Here is a 20,374-nt window from a genome sequence, read left to right on the forward strand (position 1 = left end):
GCGCCTGCTAAGCGGCGGGGCATTTTTGTAGACGCCTCTTATATCACAAATTCCGATGGCTCGTCAGTAAGGCAGCCACAGAAGGTAAGCGAGCGATGCACAACTGAGAAAAATACGGCACAATACCCAGCTACGCTGGAAAGGCGTATCCCGCAAACGTTAATAACGGAATCGTTCAATGCTGAAGATCTATAACACCCTGAGCCGTCAGAAAGAGGAATTTAAACCGATCCACGCTGGTCAGATCGGCATGTACGTCTGTGGAATTACGGTTTACGACCTTTGTCATATCGGTCATGGGCGTACCTTCGTTGCATTTGATGTGGTGTCACGTTATCTGCGCTATGTGGGCTATCAGCTCAAGTATGTGCGTAACATTACCGATATTGAAGACAAAATCATCAAACGTGCCAACGAAAACGGTGAGAGCATCGAAACGCTGACCAACCGTATGATCGCTGAAATGCACAAAGATTTTGACGCACTGGGCATTCTGCCGCCGGATCTGGAGCCGCGTGCTACGCGCCATATCCCTGAAATCATCGAACTGGTAGAGCGTTTAATCGAACGCAAACACGCTTATGTGGCCGATAACGGCGACGTGATGTTCGATGTGCTGAGTGACAAAGGTTATGGCGTGTTGTCGCGTCAGGATCTGACTCAGCTGCAGGCGGGCGCGCGCGTTGAAATCACCGAAATCAAACGCAACCCGATGGACTTCGTGTTGTGGAAAATGTCCAAACCTAACGAGCCCGCGTGGAATTCACCGTGGGGCAACGGTCGTCCGGGCTGGCACATCGAATGTTCCGCGATGAACTGCAAACAGCTCGGCACCCACTTCGATATCCACGGCGGCGGATCGGATCTGATGTTCCCGCACCATGAAAACGAAGTGGCGCAGTCAACCTGTGCGCACGACGGCGATTACGTCAACTACTGGATGCACTCCGGCATGGTGATGGTCGACCGCGAGAAGATGTCGAAATCACTGGGCAACTTCTTCACCGTGCGCGATGTACTGGCGCATTACGATGCCGAAACCGTGCGTTACTTCCTGATGTCGGGCCACTATCGCAGCCAGCTTAACTACGGCGAAGATAACCTTAATCAGGCACGTGCAGCGCTGGAGCGTCTCTATACCGCGCTACGTCACACCGATGCCAGCGCCACGCCAGCAGGCGGCGAAGAGTTTGAAGCGCGCTTCCGCACCGCAATGGATGACGACTTCAACACGCCGGAAGCCTACTCGGTGTTCTTCGACATGGCGCGTGAAGTGAATCGCCTGAAAACTGAAGACAAAGCCGCCTCTGATGCCCTGGCCGCGAAACTGCGTCAGCTGGCGAACGTGCTCGGCATCCTGCAACAGGATCCAGAGCAGTTCCTGCAGAGCAGTGCGCAGGTGAATGATGACGAAGTGGCAGAGATCGAGCATTGGGTCAAAGCGCGTTCTGATGCGCGTGCCGCGAAAGATTGGGCACAGGCGGATGTGGCGCGTGACAAGCTGAATGAGCTGGGCGTGATTGTGGAAGATGGTCCGCAGGGTTCGAGCTGGCGTCGTAAGTAATATCGTCGGGTGCGCGTTTATTGGCATCCGAATAGGCAAATTGAAGGGTGCGCAGTCATCAGCACCCGAGTTGCCAGGTTGCAGGTTTCGCGTTGATGCGTACCTGAATTTACCAGCCGCAGAATAGCAAAAGGGGCGAACCACGGTTCGCCCCTTTTCATTGCCTGAACGCTTAAGCTACAACGGTAATTTTATAACCCGCGAACTCAACTTTCTGGCCTGCCACAATCTTGCAGCGCTTACGCGTTTCGATTGCGCCATCCACGCGCACTTCGCCATCCGCGATAGCCACTTTTGCCTGCGCACCGCTCTGAACCCAACCTTCGAGTTTCAGCAGGTCACACAAATCAACGTGGGCATGTTCGCCCAAAGAAAAACTGGCCATTATGCCTCCTCCACGTCGTGATACTCTTCGCACGCGACTAATGTATTTTGAATCAGGGTCGCAACGGTCATTGGACCGACGCCACCGGGAACTGGGGTGATATAAGACGCACGCTCAGAAGCGCTCGCGAAATCTACATCGCCCACCACTTTACCGCTCTCCAGACGATTGATGCCAACATCAATCACCACCGCGCCTGGCTTGATCCAGTCACCCGGAATAAAGCCTGGTTTACCGACCGCCACCACCAGCAGATCGGCGTGCTCAACGTGATGACGCAGATCTTTGGTGAAACGGTGCGTGACGGTGGTGGTGCAGCCCGCCAGCAGCAGCTCCATGCTCATCGGACGACCGACGATATTGGATGCGCCAACCACCACAGCGTTCAGGCCGTAGGTATCGATATTGTAGCGCTCCAGCAGCGTGACGATGCCGCGTGGCGTACAAGGACGCAGCTTCGGCGCACGCTGGCACAGACGACCGATGTTGTACGGATGGAAGCCATCGACATCTTTGTCCGGCACGATACGTTCCAGCACTTTGACATTATCGATGCCGGCTGGCAGCGGCAGCTGAACCAGAATACCGTCGATTTCGCTGTCATTGTTCAGCGTATCGATCAGTTCCAGCAGTTCGGCTTCGCTGGTGGTCGCAGGCAGATCGTAAGAGCGGGAGATAAAGCCCACTTCATCACAGGCGCGACGTTTGCTGGCGACATAGATCTGCGAAGCGGGGTTCTCACCCACCAGCACCACTGCCAAACCTGGTGCACGTTTACCGGCTGCCAGACGCTGCTGTACTTTTTCGGCAACCTCAAGGCGCACCTGCTGCGCAATCGTTTTACCGTCAATAATTTTTGCTGCCATCAGAGAGGAAATCCATCTGTAGAGAGTTAAATCGGGGATTGGCGCCTATTCTGTCAGAAGCGCGTCCGGCTGTCAGGTAGAGATTCATTTCACCCGTGCGTTTCACGACTTTCCGCAGTGACGTGAGGCCGCCTTAGCGCGTATTATGTCCCTCAGGAAATTATGTGGATGCCGTGATGATTTGGTTAATACTCGCCACGCTGGCGGTGGTGTTTGTTGTAGGGTTTCAACTACTGACGGCCGGTTCGCGCCATGCTGCGCAGGCGCTGAGTAAAAGGCTGCAACTCCCCCCGGTGCACATCGAATCGATGCTGTCGCTAATGGGTAAGGATGCGGCCAAAGAGTTCACCGATTACATCGCGGGCGATGATGAAACCCATCTGGCTAACGGCGCAGCAGTGATGCTGATCTGGCAGGTGTTGATTGTCGATGGCAGCGACGAGAACGCAGTGCGCTGGCACGGGATTCTGACTAAAGCTGGATTTTCGGGACTGATATCGCGGCAGCAGCTGTTGCTGGCGCTTGGATTTCTGCGTCAGCTGGAGCCGGAGAGTGCGGAACTGCATGCATTGCGGGAGCAATATAATGCGAGGTTTACGCAGCAGGGGATCGAGCTGGAAGGGGAGGCTGGCGAGGTGAGTAATTTGGTGTCGATGAGCGAGTGGCGGAAGCGGCATTGAGGTTAAGGGATTTTTGGGCATGGGTATTGAGGGCGGATGGCGCGCGACGTGGGGCGAACGGCTCGGTCTTCAGGACTAATTGTTCAATGATTCAACACTCTGGAGCCGCAGGGCGGCAAAAACGTTGACGCGAGAGCGTGCAAACGTATAATCCGACGCAACCACTATGCGCCCTTAGCTCAGCTGGATAGAGCACCGGCCTTCTAAGCCGTAGGTCACAGGTTCGAATCCTGTAGGGCGTGCCAAGTCAAATCAATAAGTTATCTCTCTCCCTCAGCTTTCAAATTTTCCCCATGGGACAGATTCGGGACACGACTGCCAAAAAATCGCGTCAATTTGCCTCGCTTGCTCCATTAAATGGTTCGGTGCCAGGTGAGCATAATGCTGCACCATTTCGATACTTTCCCAGCCGCCCATTTCTTGCAATGCCGACAATGGCACTCCGACCTAAATAAGCCAGCTCGCCCATGTGTGTCTCAGGTCGTGGAAACGGAAATCCTCAATGCCTGCCCGCTTAAGTGCTGCCCGCCATGCTGTATTAGAATCCACCAGCGTTTTACGCACGGTAGTACAACGTCTATGTGATCCAGTACCGCCCAGAGGATGAATCAGCAGAAGAATAAATGTCACATATGAGAACAATAGTGTTGGTTCAGTTGGTTAATCTTTATAAGCTAATGATTTATAAGGGGGGTTTAATTCAATAACTGAATCGGCACTGAACCAAAAATTGGCTGTTTTGAACCAACACTTTTTAGTGGATTTGAATTTTAAGGATGGATGTAGTGAACGAAGAAGTGCAAAAGCTTATTGAAAACACGATCAAAGACATTTTGCTGGGAAATACTGCACTAACTTTCCTCTTTGCAATGCCATTAGCTTATATATCAAAGCATGGTTTAGATGTCGTAATTTGGGCTGGAACAGTGTTAATAGCTCCTGCGTTGTGCTGTGTAGGAGCATGGATTGTAAGTAGGGTTTATCATCACGCTACCGCATTTTTCACTTCAAAATGGCTTAAGCGAGGATACGTACTGTATGTCCTTATATCGGCGGAATTTCTCTTTATTTACTCTTTAAGCCAAATAATTAAAACAATAATAAAATGAATTAGTTAGAAGGGTTATTGATAAAATCGCGGAAGAGCTCGAATCAAAGCGGCTGTATCGCAGAGCCGCATTACGCTGGCTGGAGGTATTCAACAAATGCGAATCAGAAGCCGTCCGAGAGTGGATCAGATCCCGCCGCAAGCAGTGTCTGGCGAGGCGTGTTCGCCCCACTGTGCTTATCGACATCTTTGGAGATGTGACCAAGGCCGCAGGCGACACACAGCACAGGATGGGATTAGCCAGGCCGGGCGGTCAGGCCTTCAGATTGAAAAATGAAGTGTGTGAGCGATCTAGAAAGGCTGGAAAATAAAGCAAGTAACAATAATTGCAATGTTAATAATTATTGATAGGATGTTTCCGATTGCAATCAATGGAAATATAAATAATGAAAAAGGTTTTGGCAGTGGCGCTTGGGGCGTTGTTACTTTCTGGTTGTACTGTACGTGTTGCTGATATGACTGTCGCAAGCACCAAAAACTACAATCTGAACGCAGCTAAGTTTGAGAAGGGGGCTCGCGTTACCGGCGAAGATAAAGCACTAATCGTAATTTTCCCTCTAGGTATTCCGAACGTTAAAACGGCGATGGATCATGCTATTGAGAAAGATAAGTGTGCGGTTGGCTTGAGTGATGTTGTCATCTACCAGCTAAATCACGCCTTCCTCTTCGGCACCTACGGTTTCCGTGTAGAGGGAACGCAAATCATCGACAAATCACAGATGGGATGTGAAAACCACATCTGATCTTAAGCCACCTACGGGTGGCTTTTTCTATGGGGTATGGAAATGAAAAAGTCTATTCTGGCATGTCTAATATCTGTGTTCATTTTAACAGGATTTGGCCCAAAGGAGCTTTCTCCTGAAGAGAAACAAAAGGTAGAGCAACTCAAGGTAGAATTATCACAAACAGAAAATGAGATTTCTTCAGCGAATGTCGCCAATCAAAATTACTCTGGCGGGCTGATCAAGACTTTAATCAGCGCCAGAGTAGAAATTCTCAAAACAAACCAGGCGCTAATTAAACAGCGGATTGATGCTATTGAATCAGGCGCAAAAATAACAATGGATGTGCCAGGGACAAAACCTGATGAGACAACTGCTGAGTCAGTTAAGAACGAAATAGATGCGTTAAATGCTCAGATTTCTCAGGCTAAAGCAGAAGCGAACCAATATAGCGGTGGCTTAGTTCTTGCGATGAAACTGGCAGCAATCGCAACTCAGGAGCAAACCATGGCGATGCTCCAACAGCGCTACCTTTCAGCCAAGTATGGACTTGCTAACTCTTTACCAGTGGATATGAAGCAGGCAACCGTTTCGGAAGCAAACCAAATCCGGAAGCCAACACAAGCCAATAACATTCAGCCATTATTACCACCCGGTGAGGGGCCTTTTGGTTTAGAGTCAGGTTTAAGCAAAAAGAATATTGAAGACATGACCGGTGAAGAGCTTAAGCCTTATGAGGGCGTGCCAAATCTCTATACGATAAAATTCCCACCGAAAAAGAACGCTGAATTTGAGGGTTTTGGTCTACTCATTTCTCCAAAGTCTGGCCTATGTCAAATCAGGGCGTTGGGTAAAAACGTTGATACAGACAGCTATGGAATTGCGCTCCAATCAAAATATAAAGAGATCTTGGATTCCCTATCTTCAATCTATGGCAAACCTAAAAGCACCGATCTTTTACTTTCTGGCTCAATCTGGAAAGAACCTCAAGACTGGATGATGGCGCTGAACAAAAAGGAACGTTTCCTCTCAGCTCAGTGGGCAGGGTCGCCCGCAACCCCTCTTAAAAACAAGCTTGTAATGGTATCAATGGAAGCAAGAGCCAATGGCTCTGGCGAGGGATATGTTTACCTGCAGTATGACTTCGACAACATAGATGCATGCAATGCGGAGATTGAAGACGCTAAGAAAAGCTCGTTATAAATCTTCTTCTCGATATTGATACATCAACGATTATAAAATTTTGTAACCACACCTCGTTCCGGCGAGGTTTTTATAAGCAAAATATTCGATCAAAACGATCCTATGAACATTTCATAAATCCGCATCTTAATGTTAATTATTTCATTTTTTGCAATTATAATCACTGTGTGTATATCAGTGGGGTGGTTATGATGAAGAAAATAGTAGCACCAGTACTTCTCAGCCTTGAAAAGGTTAAGGCACTCCAAAAAATCTAGCAGCAGGAGCGCGCTAAATCATCATTAGGCGTGGCACCATCTATTCACGTTATTGCTCGCGGCCTCATGGACAAAGCGATCGCTCAGTTTGCTGAGGGGGCGTGATGGAGCAATTACAGCGCCTGGCTGAAGCTATCGCAGACACATACATTCGTTATCGCATTCGTGAGCATGGGAACACTAAATTTACTCATGATGCCCGCCCCCGTGTTTAATACAATAGTCAGTTAGTAATGTCTGAATCTTCATTTCTGAATTATCCTTTCTCCAGCTGGATGCAAACTCAAACGGTGTCAGATAATTCAGCGTGGAGTATGGGCGATATTCGTTATAATCTGTACGATATTCACTGATAGTTTTCCTGTCATGCTAAAAACATATGGTACATTAGTATATGGGGGGGGCTATAATAAATTTATTTAAAATAGAACTTATAATTTTTTAATTTTCAATTAATGTTTTCAACTCGTCAATAGAGAATGACGGTTTTTGTCTGTGGAGCATTGCATGACAATTGGGGCAGACAGGACGAAGGTCCTTTATTGGATCCAATTTGTAACGCTCTCCTATCTCAGAAAGAGGAGTAATATGGTGGACGTGTATGTAGTCCTTACCGATTTCACCATACACGTCCTTAAAGTCCATATTACACACGCTACATTGACAGCCGTAATAGTCTATACATTTATCTCTAGCTGTTTTACTTCGTTCGTATTTGTTAACCTTGATCTTTTTTACGGCACCTTCATAAAAGGTTTCTGAAACATCATCTGGATAAATAATATCTACTGTATTAGAAAGCGATTCGGCTTTACTGATGCCCGCTGGAGTGAGCTTCCAAATGCCACGGCCTGATTCGTTTGCATTGTAGATGTATTTGTAGTCAACAAGTTTTCTTTTCGCCCATTGAACCATGTTTTTCCATTGAGAGCGGTTACTATCATCAGGTATTAACTCGTTCATTTCTTCTTTTGAGAGGCCAAACGCCTTCCCCAGCGACTCATAACATGATGAGGGATTTACTTCACCACCTTGGTTATAGATATTTAAAAGCAAGGGCATTTCGATCTCTTTATAACTTGGGAAAGCCATATTCACCACCATAAAATTGTATTTGAATTACTTCCTAAATATTTCTCTTGTATGCCATGCAATGAAATTAGCTTGTGGATGATTTTCTTTCTGCAAGGGAAGGTTGATTTGATTTCCTGAGAAGTCCCAAAAAAGTCTGGATACAATGCTATTGCCATTTACGGCAGAAGATATTTGAATCCGCATATCTTCATCCACGCCAATAGAACCTTTATCAAATGCTTTGTGATGGATTGCGCAGAGCGCTATACCATTTGCGATTTCACATGGGCCTCCATGCTGCTTCCACTTAATATGAGCAGCTTCAAGCGCAATAGAGGCATTATCATGTCGCATATTGAAACCACAGATCGCGCACTGGTAGTTATAAGCACGTAATACTTGCTGCCGAAACAAAGGATCGCGCTGTTTACGAATTTCCAGAAGATTAAATCCTAGCTCATCGGCCAGTTCCTCCTGAATGCTTTCGGTAAAATGTGCTTCGAGGATTGTTTCAGCTAAGGAGTTAATTAAGGCCTTGCTCTTTATCAAAAGAGTGTAGTGCTGCTGGTCAAAACCACCCGCAACATGATGTTCAACCAATTCTCCCGCAGGTGGTTGCCTGCTAGTACCTGATGTGGAACAAAGTTCCGCATTTTGAAGTTCCCAAAAACCATCACCCTGCAAGCGCCAAAATGGCATATCAGGTCGGTATTGGGAGCGCTGAGGTCCAAATCGTTCCAGTAAACTATGCAGGTTGTCCCTAACTTCTGAACCGTAATCATAAAGGCGGCCGTGGCCATTTTGATATCCCGCTAATACGTACAACAGCAGCAACGGCTTATGCGGAGCACGTTGGTCGCCTTTACGCCAGATTGTGATGTTAGTGATTGCCTGTTGCAGAGTTTTGATGGAAGCCATTGATTTCACTATCAGACAAATAATTTTGATAATGCTCGCAAAATACTTGTTGATCAAGATTGATGGAAGATATCTATGATGTAATTGCAAGTCTCTGACTTGATAAATGTTGTCATCCATTCCTGCACTTGTTGTAAGACGAGGATGCAACGGGCTGAAAGCCTGGAGCTGCCACGCCATCCGACAGAGAGAGAATCCATACCCTGTTCCCTTCAAACACGCATTTATTTTAGCGATCCCCACATCCACCGATATAACCGTTAAGGGATCGTTTTCGGAGAGTGGTGGCTGGCGAGACAAGGGAGAGTCAATTTGAAGCTGATGCCTGACGGTTAATGACGCACGTCAATTCACCCAGCCGCTCTAATTTATCGGTCAATGCGCGGGACGGGGTGAAAAATGGAAAAGGTATTGATTGTTGACGATCATCCAATCACGCGATTAGCGCTCAAGATACTGATTGAAGAAGATAATCGGGTAGTCGTAGGAGAAGTGGGCGATGGCATTCAGGCCATAAAGTTTGTGAAAAAACTGCAGCCAGACTTAGTGATTATTGATATCGATATCCCGGTGCTCAACGGTATCGATGTCATCAAGCGCGTGCGCCAGAGTGGGCACGAGATGGGCATTCTGGTGCTCTCCGGCAAAGACAGCGAGCACTACATTCGCCGCTGTGCCACGGCGGGTGCTAACGGATTTATGAGCAAGTGCAAAGATTTGGCCGAGCTGAGAGATGCGATTCGCGCCATCAGCAAAGGGTACGGCTTTTTCCCGATGAATCGTGCGCGTCAGTGCTCACACCTTGATGAGGAAAGCAGTGACCAGCGCAAAATTGATGAGCTGTCGCCGAAAGAGCTGGATGTGTTGCGTCAGCTGGCGCGAGGCGAGAAAGTGGTGGATATCGCGCGAGGCATGAACATCAGCGATAAAACCGTCAGCACCTATAAAAGCCGGCTGATGATGAAGCTGGAGTTAAAGAATCTGGTGGATGTGCTCGATTTTGCCCAGCGGCACAATCTGGATTGAGGCGCAGTGGCATATTATGCGCTGAACTCGTCTTTGAGAAAGGTTTCGATAGCCTGATTCAACACATGCACGCAGCCCAGCGTTTCATCGAGCATCTGGCCGAGATGGCGTTCATCGGCTGGGGCGCTACAGGCTTGCTCTAATTCGCGGCACTGATCGGCAATCGAGACTGCGCCGATGATCTGCACCGAACCTGCCAGGCGGTGCAGGCTGCGTTCCAGCGCGGGCCAGTCGCGATTGTCGAAACAGGCGCAGGCCACCTGCATGTCATGCAGATTTTCATCGCGGGTGGCGCTGAGCAGGCGCTGCAGCATCTCGTTGTCCTGATGAGCCAGTTCGCGCAGGGCATTGAGATCGAGCAGATGATTGAGTGCGACATGGCCGGGATAGGGCACAACAGCAGGGCGCGGCACCCTTTGCAACAGCGCTTCCAGCTGCGGCAGGCGCAACGGTTTGAACAGGCAGTCATCCATGCCTGCTTCCAGGCAGCGCGATCGCTCTTCCGGCTGTGCGTTGGCGGTCAGTCCCATAATGGTGAGCGGCTCGCGCTGTTTTTTACGCAGTTCGCGCGTCAGGGTGAAGCCATCCATCACCGGCATGCTGCAATCGGTGATCACCAAATCAATCTGGTTTTCCTGCCACAGCCACAGCGCCTGTTCGCCATCCTCGGCTTCGATCACTTTGTGTCCCAGTCGGGTCAGCTGGCGTTTCAGCAGCAGGCGGTTGGCAGGATGATCATCCACCGTCAGGATGGTTAACGGCAGGCCACAGGCATCCTGCTGGCGTATCGGTTCCACTGGCACGCTGACCGCTTCACGACAATCCACCGGAATGCGCACGCAGATGCGGGTGCCGCGCCCCGGCTGGCTGTGCAGCGTCAGGCTGCCCGCCATCATCGCCACCATTTGTTCGCAAATCGCCAATCCAAGTCCGGTGCCGCGCTGTTTTTTGCCCGATGCGGACTGTTCGTAAGGATTGAATATCAGTTGCTGATCCTCTTCGCTGATGCCGATGCCGGTATCCTGCACCGTGAGTTCCAGCGTAGCGCGATCGCCTTCTCCAGGTTTGCTACGCACTTGTACTTCCACCGTGCCGCGCTCGGTGAATTTGATGGCGTTGCTGATCAGGTTTGAGAGGATTTGCCGCAGACGCATCGGATCCAGCAGCAGTTCATCTGGATGCAGCACATCAATCTGATAGTGCAGCAGCAATCCTTTCTGGCGCGCCAGCCCTTCGAACACGCGCACCACCGGTTCGGCCAGCGTATCGAAGCGCACCCATTCCGGCGACAGTTCCAGCTTGCCCGATTCGATTTTCGCCATGTCGAGGATATCGCCAATCAGCCCCATCAGCGATTGCGCGGATTCATAGGCGACGCGCACCGATTCTTTATCGCACGGTTGTTGCAGACGATTGGCGACCGCCAGCTCCAGTAAGCCAATAATCGCGCTGATCGGCGTGCGGATTTCGTGGCTCATAGTGGCGAGGAAGGTACTTTTGGTGCGGTTAGCTTGTTCGGCGCGCTCGCTGGCCTGCAGCAGATCGCGGGTCAGTTGTTCATGTTCCGTCACATCCTGCCAGCTGCAAATCATTCCGGCGATGTTGCCGTGATTATCGCGAAACGCCACTGCGCGGTGGATGACATCACGCAGTTCGTGGCCGTTATCGATCTGGCCGCGCTGTGGTGTCATCTCCATTGACGTTTGTTCCGCCAGTAAGGCCATTTGCGCCTGGCAAATAGCGTGCAACGGATGCGCGCTGTCACTGAGCGGCAATTGGCTGATTTTGGAGTGTGCATCGTTGAAGAACTGGCTCCAGGCCGGATTTTTGTTGGTCATCTCGCCTTTGTGGTCAATGACGTAAATCGGCACCGGCGTGCCGTTGAACAGGGTTTTCTGGAAGGTGGCCTGTTCCTGCAGTCGCGCCTGCGCCTCTTTACGCTGACGCACCGCGCGGTGCAGATGGTAGTTCCAGAACAGTGAGGTGATCACCAGCACCGCGAAGATTCCCGCCAGCCAGTAAAACTCGTGTCGATAGGCCATCCAGGTGTCGAGTTTAACATCGGGTGTGCCCTGCCATTTCATTGCCAGCAATGAGATATCGCGTGGCGGGATGGTTGCCAGCACTTTGTTCAGGATGCTCAGCAGTTCCGGGTTATCGCGCCCCACGGCAAAGGCAATCCGCGCCGGATTTTCACCGAGGCGCGAGACAATCTGCAGCCGATTACTGAAGTAGCGATCGATCATGTAGCGCGCGGCAATCAGGTTATTCACCGCGCTATCCACCCGACCTTCATTCACCATCTGTAGTGCAATACTGGCGTTCTCAACGGTGACCAACTTGATGTGGGGGAAATTTTCCGTCAGCCAGCTGGTGAGTTCATGCTGGGGTGTGATCGCCAGCGTATCGGTGTCATTGAGTGATTTGGGCGCGCCCAGCGTATTTTTACTCACCAGCACATACGGCGGCAGCACGTAAGGGCGGGAGAAGAGGGCGCGCGCTTCACGCTGCGGGCTGTGGGCCAGCGAACCGACCAGTTCTACTTCATGGCGGCTGAGCCGGTCAAACATCGCGTTGACGGAGGAAGCTTCCACCATTGTGAAGTCGATGCCGGTGCGAAGATGGATCAAGCGCAGTAAGTCTGCGGTCATGCCGTTAAATTTGTTGTGACGATCTTTCAACGTGAAAGGCGCATCGAGCGGGTTCATCACCACGCGCAGCGTCTGATGCTGAGCCAGCCAGCGTCGCTCACGGTCAGTGAGTTGCAGAGGCGGCGCCGCCATCATCGGCGGCATGCTTTGCACCCATTGATGGAAGATGGCTTTGTGCTGCTGCAAGGGAATGGCATTCAGCACCGCATTGACGCCCCGATACAGTGGCGCATTGCGGATGGGAAAGACAAAGCGCGGTCCGGCATCGGTGGGCTCAAAAATGCGTATCACGGAGAGCGTCGAGGCGTAGTTACGTTCAATCAGGTAATTGGCGGTGTTGAGATTGCCAATAAAGTAGTCGTTTTCGCCAAAGGCTAATGACGCCAACGCACTGAGCGCAGAAGGATAGCGGGTGATTTTCGCTTCCGGATAGCGCGCCTCGATCCAGGCGTCGCTCAGGTAGCCTCGCGGCATGGCGATCTGCATCGGCGAATTATCATCACTCATTTCAGACATGATGTTATCGCGTGACACCATCGCAGGGTAATCAGAGGCAAACGGGGTACTTAATAATAGCTCTGCGCCAGTGGGTTCCGGGCTGCCCGCGCTGTCCATCAGCATATCGACCTTGCCTTGCTGCAGCGCATCGAGCGCCGCACTGCGACTACTGTAATAGTGCGTGTTGATGTGTAAACCGAGGTAATGCAGAACTAAAGCGGTGTAGTCGGCGGAGATCCCTTCCAGCGTGTTGGCATCGATGACCATATCGAACGGCGGATTTTCAGGCGCGTAAATCGCAACGCTGACTTCGCGCTTTTCGCCCAGCCAGCGCCAGTCGTTGTCGGGGAGATCAAAGGTCAGCAGGACATTTTGTTCACGGCTGACCAACTGCATGATGCGGGGATCTTCAGCCCTGACTGGCTGGCTCATCAGGCAGAGCATCAGGCCAATCAGGAGGAGTAATTTAACCATCACTCTGTCAGGCGATATTATTGCGTTTGGCAAACTCGTAAAGGCCGACCATATTTTGAATGTCGAGCTTTTCCATTAATCGGCGTTTATAAGTGCTGACGGTTTTATCACTGATTTTCATCCGCTGTGCCATTTCCACCACTTTCATTCCTTTGGATAAATACACCAGCACCTGCAATTCTTTGCTGGAGAGGCCGGCAATTTTATTTTTGTCTTCCTGAATATCGTCCGGTAAACCCTGACGTCGGCGATTTAAAGGAAAGAAGCCATATCCGGCATTAATCGCGCGAATGGCATCGTGCAATTCGGTCATATTATTGCGTTTACTAATAAAACCATCGGCACCGGCAGTGGCGCTGCGCTTGATGTAGTGGTCAACGTCCTTGCCGGTCAGTACCAGAATGCCACCGTTGAAGCCGTTGTGGCGCAACCTTTGCACCAGGTCGATGCCGTTGTAAGAGGGCATATCGATATCCACGATGATCAAATCCGGCGACAGTTTCTTGGTGAGCGCTAATGCTTCAAATCCGTCATCCGTTTCGCCCACCACATTCATGTTGTCCGTTTCAAGCAGCAGTCTTAACGCCATCCGAACCACCGGATGGTCATCAACGATAAGAACTTCCTTCATATGGCTGTCCTGTTTATTGCGGTGAATGGAATATTCATAAGGATTGGTTTTATTGGTTAGCAGATTTTAAGAGTAAAGTTTAAATGGCGCAAATAATTATTTTGTAGGGGTTTCCTGATAAAATAAATATCATGCCCTGACGGATTATTTATATATTTACGATGGTTTTTGTGCGGTTTTTAATTATGCGGTGATTCATTTTAATAAGGTGCGTTAACTGAACATAAAATTGAATGCGCTGTTGCACGATCAGAACACCCGTTATCGTTGTTGATTGATATCTGATTGCTCAGAACCGTGGTTTTCCGCAGGGAAGATGAGCACGAAGGATGTCGCGATGAAAAGGACGAAATGTGAAATTGTTTAGGATAGGTTTAATATTTACCTGAAGGTAAAGTTATTTATGTGATCCTAAGTGTAACGTCATAAAATGTCACCAAGCTGATAGTTAACACAGGAAGTAATCCTGGGTGGAAAAGGGTATTTCATCCTAATCATCTGTTTTAAATGGTTAAATTTATATTCTTTATTGCCGTTTTTTAACGATGAATAAATAACTTTAACCTCCATGAACCATGAGTTGATAAACGGAGTGCTGAATTTTATTAATTCTGATCTTTGAAATGATAATTAACCAAAACATGACCCCGGTCATCACGGTGGCAGTGAAAGTTATTAAAGTAGGCTTTTATTTTCGTTCTCCTTTTTTCATTTTATTGTCAACCGCACGGGGTGAAATATGACCGTTGTTCCTTTCCGTCCAGATCGATCGGATTCATCTGATCGACCCTTATATCAGCTCGACAGTGCCAGCGCTTTTACCCGCTTAAACAGTTCGCCCAGTGGCTTGCAGACCGAGGAGGCGCAGGCGCGTCTGGCGGCTAACGGGCGCAACGTGTTGCCTCAGAAAGCCGAAAAGTCACTGCTGATGCGCTTTCTGGCGCATTTTAAAGATGTACTGATTTACATCCTGCTGGCGGCAGCGGTCATTACCGCGGTGATGGGCCACTGGGTGGATACCTTTGTCATTCTCGGCGTTGCTGTCATCAACGCACTGATTGGATTTATCCAGGAAAGTAACGCCGAGAAGTCATTGAAAAGCATTCAGAACATGCTGTCGAACGAAGCGATGGTATTGCGCGATGGGCGGCAGATCACCGTGCCGACCGAACAGCTGGTGGTCGGTGACGTGGTGTTGCTGCGTCCTGGCGACAAAATCCCTGCCGATCTGCGCTTGTTCGACGTGCACAATTTGCGGGTGGAAGAAGCCATTCTCACCGGGGAATCCACGGTGGTGTCCAAATTAAGCGATGCGCTGGAAGGCGAAAAGTCGCTCGGCGATCGGCTGAATCTGGCTTATTCCGGTACTACGGTGAGTTCTGGCACTGCCGCAGGTGTGGTGATCGCCACTGGCGGTGATACCGAGTTGGGGCACATCAACGCGATGATCTCCTCCATCGAAGAAGCAAAAACGCCATTGCTGGTGCAGATTGAAAAACTCGGTAAGGCGATTTTCTACATCATTTTGCTGATGATGGCCGCGCTGTTCGTGTTCGGTTATCTGCTGCGCGACATCCCGCTGGCGGAACTGCTGCTGGCGGTGATCAGCCTGGCGGTGGCGGCGGTGCCAGAGGGTTTGCCGGCGATTATCTCGATCATTCTCTCACTTGGCGTGCAGTCGATGGCGCGCAATCATGCCATCATTCGTAAGCTGCCGACGGTAGAAACCCTCGGTGCCATGTCAGTGATCTGCTCGGATAAGACCGGCACGCTGACCATGAACGAAATGACGGTGAAAGCGCTGGTGCTGGCGAACAGTCACTGGCGTATCAGTGGCAACAGCTACGAGCCGAAAGGGGAGTTTCATCTGGAAAGCGGCCAGCGTGATGAGGCGCTGTTCAACGGCTTTTTACAGACGGTAGATATCTGCAACGAGAGCCAATTGAGGCAGGATAAACAGGGTCACTGGGGGATTGTGGGTGGCCCCACCGAGGGCGCGCTCAAGGTGCTGGCGGCGAAAGCAGGCATCAATTCGGCAAGTGTGCAGGTGCTGAGCAAGCTGCCGTTTGACTCGGCCTACAAATACATGGCCGTGAGTTGCCTGATTGATGGCAAAGCGTGCCTGTTACTGACTGGCGCACCGGATGTGCTCCTCGCGCTATGTCAGCAGCAGCAGGGCGTGCAGGGTGCCGAAGCGCTGGATCGCGACTACTGGAACGCCGCGATCACCACTTATGCCAGCGAAGGGCTGCGCACCGTGGCCGCGGCCTGGCGCTGGCTGCCGGAGGGCCAGCAGCGGATCGATCACGCCGATCTGCGCGAGGGCATGATGATGCTGGGTCTGGCGTGCATGATGGATCCGCCGCGTCCGGAAGCGATTACCGCCATACGCGACTGCCAGCAGGCCGGGATTCGCGTCAAAATGATCACCGGCGATCACCCGGAAACGGCGATGGCCATCGGTCAGATTTTAGGCATCGGCAACAGTGACAGCGCCGTCACCGGTTATCAGCTGGAGCACATGGATGATGCTGAACTGGGCAAAGCGGCACGCGAGTACGACATTTTCGCACGCACCAGCCCGGAACATAAGCTGCGTCTGGTGAAAGCGCTGGCAGTGAGCGGGGAGATCGTCGGGATGACCGGCGATGGCGTGAATGATGCCCCTGCGCTGAAACAGGCCAATGTCGGCATCGCCATGGGCATCAAAGGCACCGAGGTGACCAAAGAGTCGGCGGATATGATTCTGGCGGATGATAACTTCGCGACTATCGCGGCGGCGGTGAAAGAGGGGCGTCGCGTTTACGATAACCTGAAGAAAACCATCCTGTTTGTGATGCCGACCAACCTCGCACAAGGGTTGTTGATCATCATCGCCATTCTGATGGGCAATCTATTACCGCTGACGCCGGTGCAGATTCTCTGGATGAATATGGCGACCTCAGCAACACTCTCATTTGGGCTGGCATTCGAAGCCGCCGAGCGCAATATCATGCGTCGGCCGCCGCGTAACGTGCGCAGCCATGTGATGGATGGATACGCCATCTGGCGAGTGGTTTTTGTCGGCTTACTGATTTCGATTAGCGCCTTTGTACTGGAAGCCTGGTTGCAGCCGCGTGGTTATTCGCCGGAGTTTATCCGCACGGTGCTGTTGCAGATGCTGGTGACTGCCCAGTGGGCATATATGCTCAACTGCCGCAACAGCGAGGGCTTCTCACTGGATAAAGGCTTGCTGAAAAATCGCGGTATCTGGCTGGTGACGCTGGTGCTGGTGGCGCTGCAGGCGATGATTATTTATCTGCCGCTGATGAATACGCTGTTTGGCACCGAGCCACTGCCGGTTAAATATTGGTTTATTTCGCTGGCGGTCAGCGCCGGGATATTTGTGCTGGTGGAAATTGAGAAGCATCTGACGCGCGGCTGGCGCGTCGCCCGATAACTCACTCTGGCTGGCGCAGTGCCAGCCAGACTTTTTTCAGCAAGAAGGTGAGAGGAATCGCCAGTATCGCACCGGTCATGCCCAGCAGCGCTTGCCAGAACAGGAAGGCCAGCAACTGCACGGTCAGGGTGAGATTCAGGCGCTTGCCGAGCATCAGTGGTTCCAGCACCGAACTGAGCAGCAGGTTCAGCACCACAAAGAATCCCACCATCATCAGGCTGGTTTGAGTATCGAACAGGATAAAGGTTTGGATCACCGGGGGAATGGCCGCGAGAAAGGAACCGAGCACCGGAATGTAGTTGAAGATAAACATCAGCACGCCCCACAAAAAGGCGAACTTCAATCCCAGCAGATGTGCCATGCCCCAGACAATCACGCCGCCCAGTAGGCCGGTCAGCGTTTTCACCCGCGCATAAACAATCACACTCTGAATCCCTTCTTCCAAAGCGATAAACAGCGCAGTGTGCTGTTTACTGGCGCGCAGGGTGCGTTTCAGCAGCGGCAGCTCAATGAGCATAAACAGCAGCATCAGGAACACCATCAGCCACCACGACAGCAGGCCGGGGATTAACGACAGTTGATAGGTGACAAAGCGCACCACCGCACCGGCATCGACAAAATTCAGCATCTCATCGGCGGTGAGGGCAATGCCCATCTGGCTCAGAGAGAGCGTCAGGTATTGCAGCTTGGCTGCTACCAGATTGGGTGCCTGACGGCTGAGTTTGATCAGGTCGGGCGCGGAGGCGCTAAGTGACATGATGGTGATGACGATCAGCAGCAGCAAAATCACAATCACCAGCAGAGAAGAGAGCGTACGTGGGATGCCGCGTCGCGCCAGGCGGCTAATCAGTGGATCGAGCATCACGGCAAGAAATATCGCCAGCAGCACCTGGTTGATCAGCGGCGCACCAAGGCGCAGCCCAAACAGTACAAGGGTCAGACATGCGAGCAAAATAAGCGCCTGCGATAGCGGCGCGAAAGATTTTAACCAACCCTGGTACATCGATGCAGTTCTCCGGTAAACGGGCGGTTGCCGTGTGCAGCAACCGCCTGACAGGGAAAGGCCTTACTCGCGAGATTTCCCCTCTTCAATAAACTCTTCGTCGATCTCCTCGACATTGTCGCGGTTGTCGCGCCCGGAGAGCAGGTTCCAGCAGGCGATAAACAGCGCGGCAATCAACGGGCCAATGACAAAGCCATTGATACCGTAAACTTCCATGCCGCCCAGCGTCGAGATCAGGATCAAGTAGTCAGGCATTTTGGTGTCTTTTCCGACCAGCAGCGGACGTAAAATGTTGTCTACCAGACCGACGATCACCACAAAGAAGCCGACCAGGAACAGACCTTTCCATATCGCGCTGGTGGCGAAGAAGAAGATCGCCGCAGGCACCCAAACGATGGCGGAACCGACCGCCGGGATCAGCGACAGGAACGCCATCAGTGCGCCCCACAGCAAGCTGCCGTCAATGCCGGTGAACCAGAAGGCAAGACCGCCCAACACGCCCTGAACCACCGCGACCACCACCGTGCCTTTGACGGTAGCGCGTGAGACGGCGGCAAATTTCACCATCAGGTGATGCTTCACGTAAGTAGAGAGCGGCAGTGCTTCCAGTATCAGATTGACCAGCCATGGGCCATCCTTCAACAGGAAGAACAGCAGATACAGCATCACGCCGAAGCCAACCGTAAAGGTGAACGTTCCTTTACCGATCATGAACACGCTGCCTGCCATGTATTGGCCGCCTTTGAGGGCAAATTCAGACAGTTTCTGCTGAATCTGGCCGGCATTGTTGAGGTTGTGTTCCGCGAGATAACTCTGCGCCCAGTTCGGTAAGTGCTGCATTAATTCGGCAAACACCGTCGGGAACTGTGACGAACTGTTCTGCAGTTTGGTGTAAACAGTATTGACTTCAACTACCATCGACGAGGTGATAATCGCTAATGGCGTGAACACGATCAGACAGATGATCGCCAGAGTGGCAAAGGCAGCGAGCCCGTTACGATCGCCCATTTTGCGGCGCAGCAATGACTTCAGCGGATGGAAGATCACCGCCAGAATGGCTGCCCAAAAAATGGCAGAGAAGTATGGTGTCAGCACATCAAAAAAGGCGTAGGTGACTATCGCCAAAATAACAATAAAGAAGCCGAAGTTAAGTCCTTTAATACGCATTCAATTGTCTCGTGAGTAAACGTGGCGATTGAACTATAGAACGTGATTAGCGGAATGTAATGCTTTTAGGCCACGCGTGTGGACATCGGATGTCCCGATTTGTCCTGCTGATGTCTGCAAGCGGGCTGGTGCAAGGGTTGAATCGCGGTGATGATGGTGAAAAATCTGACTGGAGATGAACCATGCTGGAACTGCGTCCCAACTGCGAATGCTGTGATAAAGACTTACCGCCGGACTCACCCGATGCACGCATCTGCTCGTTCGAATGCACCTTTTGTGTCGAGTGCGTGGAAACCACGCTGAATCATCGCTGCCCAAACTGTGAGGGGGAACTGGTGCGCCGTCCGGTGCGTCCGGCGGCGGCGTTAGCACGCCATCCGGCTTCGACCACGCGTCATTTATCGGCTTCCGCGACACGCTGAATGAGTTCGTCAAGCTGCGCTTCGTTGAAGACTTCGATGCCATGCTGGCGCAGCAGCGTGCGAGAGATGAGTAACTTATCGCTGCCATTATAACGAACCGTCAATCCCATCAGGCAGGCACTAACTAATATTCTTTCCATGACTCCATCCTTCGGAAATAAATCGCAGCGGTAACGTAATATTCTAACGCTGATATCGAAGTTGAAATAAAAATCCATTAAGCGAGTTAAAGCCTGCGCTATATTTAGCGCGATATTAATCACGATTGTGAATTAATCGAGGTGCT

At 51.1% G+C, this 20,374-nt stretch carries 18 protein-coding genes, 1 tRNA gene and 1 pseudogene; 10 read left to right on the forward strand and 10 right to left on the reverse strand.

Going from position 1 to position 20,374, the window contains the following annotated elements:
• The first annotated feature begins 178 nt into the window (after window positions 1–178).
• Complete coding sequence (gene cysS, locus WFP70_RS12150; protein ID WP_034828229.1) at window positions 179–1,564, forward strand: cysteine--tRNA ligase; 1,386 nt, start codon at window positions 179–181, stop codon at window positions 1,562–1,564.
• A 172-nt stretch (window positions 1,565–1,736) separates the two neighbouring features.
• On the opposite strand, the gene ybcJ is transcribed toward cysS, so the two are convergent.
• Both ybcJ and folD read right to left on the reverse strand, forming a co-directional pair.
• Entirely contained in the window at window positions 1,737–1,949 is a 213-nt protein-coding gene (ybcJ, locus tag WFP70_RS12155; RefSeq protein WP_034828230.1) for a ribosome-associated protein YbcJ, read from the reverse strand.
• Complete coding sequence (folD, locus tag WFP70_RS12160; RefSeq protein WP_034828233.1) at window positions 1,949–2,815, reverse strand: bifunctional methylenetetrahydrofolate dehydrogenase/methenyltetrahydrofolate cyclohydrolase FolD; 867 nt, start codon at window positions 2,813–2,815, stop codon at window positions 1,949–1,951. The genes ybcJ and folD overlap by 1 nt, the downstream gene beginning before the upstream one ends.
• Before the next feature lie 176 nt (window positions 2,816–2,991).
• Between folD and WFP70_RS12165 the strand changes: the two genes are divergently transcribed.
• Both WFP70_RS12165 and WFP70_RS12170 read left to right on the forward strand, forming a co-directional pair.
• Window positions 2,992–3,495: a DUF1198 family protein gene (locus WFP70_RS12165; RefSeq protein ID WP_337023536.1), complete on the forward strand. Its 504-nt coding sequence runs from the start codon at window positions 2,992–2,994 to the stop codon at window positions 3,493–3,495.
• A 168-nt stretch (window positions 3,496–3,663) separates the two neighbouring features.
• Window positions 3,664–3,740, forward strand: a tRNA-Arg gene (locus tag WFP70_RS12170).
• Between the two features lie 15 nt (window positions 3,741–3,755).
• Here the strand turns inward: WFP70_RS12170 and WFP70_RS12175 are convergent.
• A pseudogene (locus tag WFP70_RS12175) lies at window positions 3,756–4,062 on the reverse strand (tyrosine-type recombinase/integrase); the annotation flags it as partial.
• Between the two features lie 209 nt (window positions 4,063–4,271).
• On the opposite strand from WFP70_RS12175, the gene WFP70_RS12180 reads away from it, so the two are divergent.
• The 4 genes from WFP70_RS12180 to WFP70_RS12195 all read left to right on the forward strand — a co-directional run bounded on the left by WFP70_RS12180 (window position 4,272) and on the right by WFP70_RS12195 (window position 6,528).
• Complete coding sequence (locus tag WFP70_RS12180; RefSeq protein ID WP_337029538.1) at window positions 4,272–4,604, forward strand: hypothetical protein; 333 nt, start codon at window positions 4,272–4,274, stop codon at window positions 4,602–4,604.
• A gap of 25 nt (window positions 4,605–4,629) precedes the next feature.
• On the forward strand, window positions 4,630–4,914 hold the full coding sequence (locus WFP70_RS12185) for a PerC family transcriptional regulator (RefSeq protein WP_442956382.1): 285 nt from the start codon (window positions 4,630–4,632) through the stop codon (window positions 4,912–4,914).
• A 75-nt stretch (window positions 4,915–4,989) separates the two neighbouring features.
• Window positions 4,990–5,346, forward strand: a complete 357-nt coding sequence (locus tag WFP70_RS12190) for a hypothetical protein (RefSeq protein ID WP_337023534.1) — start codon at window positions 4,990–4,992, stop codon at window positions 5,344–5,346.
• Window positions 5,347–5,388: 42 nt separating this feature from the next.
• The gene (locus WFP70_RS12195; protein ID WP_337023533.1) at window positions 5,389–6,528 is read left to right on the forward strand and encodes a hypothetical protein; all 1,140 of its coding nucleotides are present in this window, start codon (window positions 5,389–5,391) and stop codon (window positions 6,526–6,528) included.
• Window positions 6,529–7,226: 698 nt separating this feature from the next.
• Here the strand turns inward: WFP70_RS12195 and WFP70_RS12205 are convergent.
• Both WFP70_RS12205 and WFP70_RS12210 read right to left on the reverse strand, forming a co-directional pair.
• Window positions 7,227–7,877 (reverse strand): winged helix-turn-helix domain-containing protein, encoded by a 651-nt coding sequence (locus WFP70_RS12205; protein WP_337023532.1) that lies wholly within the window; start codon window positions 7,875–7,877, stop codon window positions 7,227–7,229.
• Window positions 7,878–7,904: 27 nt separating this feature from the next.
• Window positions 7,905–8,777 (reverse strand): phosphorothioated DNA-binding restriction endonuclease, encoded by an 873-nt coding sequence (locus tag WFP70_RS12210; protein WP_337023546.1) that lies wholly within the window; start codon window positions 8,775–8,777, stop codon window positions 7,905–7,907.
• Window positions 8,778–9,176: 399 nt separating this feature from the next.
• On the opposite strand from WFP70_RS12210, the gene WFP70_RS12215 reads away from it, so the two are divergent.
• Window positions 9,177–9,803, forward strand: coding sequence for a response regulator (locus WFP70_RS12215; protein WP_337023531.1), 627 nt, complete (start codon window positions 9,177–9,179; stop codon window positions 9,801–9,803).
• Between the two features lie 14 nt (window positions 9,804–9,817).
• On the opposite strand, the gene WFP70_RS12220 is transcribed toward WFP70_RS12215, so the two are convergent.
• Window positions 9,818–13,426, reverse strand: a complete 3,609-nt coding sequence (locus WFP70_RS12220) for an ATP-binding protein (protein ID WP_337023530.1) — start codon at window positions 13,424–13,426, stop codon at window positions 9,818–9,820.
• Window positions 13,427–13,433: 7 nt separating this feature from the next.
• Window positions 13,434–14,057: a response regulator gene (locus tag WFP70_RS12225; RefSeq protein WP_034828290.1), complete on the reverse strand. Its 624-nt coding sequence runs from the start codon at window positions 14,055–14,057 to the stop codon at window positions 13,434–13,436.
• 739 nt (window positions 14,058–14,796) lie between these two features.
• Between WFP70_RS12225 and WFP70_RS12230 the strand changes: the two genes are divergently transcribed.
• Window positions 14,797–17,496 (forward strand): cation-transporting P-type ATPase, encoded by a 2,700-nt coding sequence (locus WFP70_RS12230; RefSeq protein ID WP_337023529.1) that lies wholly within the window; start codon window positions 14,797–14,799, stop codon window positions 17,494–17,496.
• A 1-nt stretch (window position 17,497) separates the two neighbouring features.
• On the opposite strand, the gene WFP70_RS12235 is transcribed toward WFP70_RS12230, so the two are convergent.
• Together WFP70_RS12235 and WFP70_RS12240 are read right to left on the reverse strand one after the other, a co-directional pair.
• Entirely contained in the window at window positions 17,498–18,499 is a 1,002-nt protein-coding gene (locus WFP70_RS12235; RefSeq protein WP_337023528.1) for an AI-2E family transporter, read from the reverse strand.
• Between the two features lie 63 nt (window positions 18,500–18,562).
• Entirely contained in the window at window positions 18,563–19,666 is a 1,104-nt protein-coding gene (locus WFP70_RS12240) for an AI-2E family transporter (protein WP_160867887.1), read from the reverse strand.
• A gap of 182 nt (window positions 19,667–19,848) precedes the next feature.
• Here WFP70_RS12240 and WFP70_RS12245 point away from each other — a divergent pair, with 182 nt between their 5' ends.
• Window positions 19,849–20,088: a DUF1272 domain-containing protein gene (locus tag WFP70_RS12245; RefSeq protein ID WP_058960815.1), complete on the forward strand. Its 240-nt coding sequence runs from the start codon at window positions 19,849–19,851 to the stop codon at window positions 20,086–20,088.
• Here the strand turns inward: WFP70_RS12245 and WFP70_RS12250 are convergent.
• On the reverse strand, window positions 20,061–20,228 hold the full coding sequence (locus WFP70_RS12250) for a hypothetical protein (protein ID WP_337023527.1): 168 nt from the start codon (window positions 20,226–20,228) through the stop codon (window positions 20,061–20,063). The genes WFP70_RS12245 and WFP70_RS12250 overlap by 28 nt on opposite strands.
• Between the last annotated feature and the right edge of the window lie 146 nt (window positions 20,229–20,374).

The organism is Pantoea sp. USMM079, from assembly GCF_037153115.1.
GTDB classification, from domain to species: domain Bacteria; phylum Pseudomonadota; class Gammaproteobacteria; order Enterobacterales; family Enterobacteriaceae; genus Pantoea; species Pantoea communis.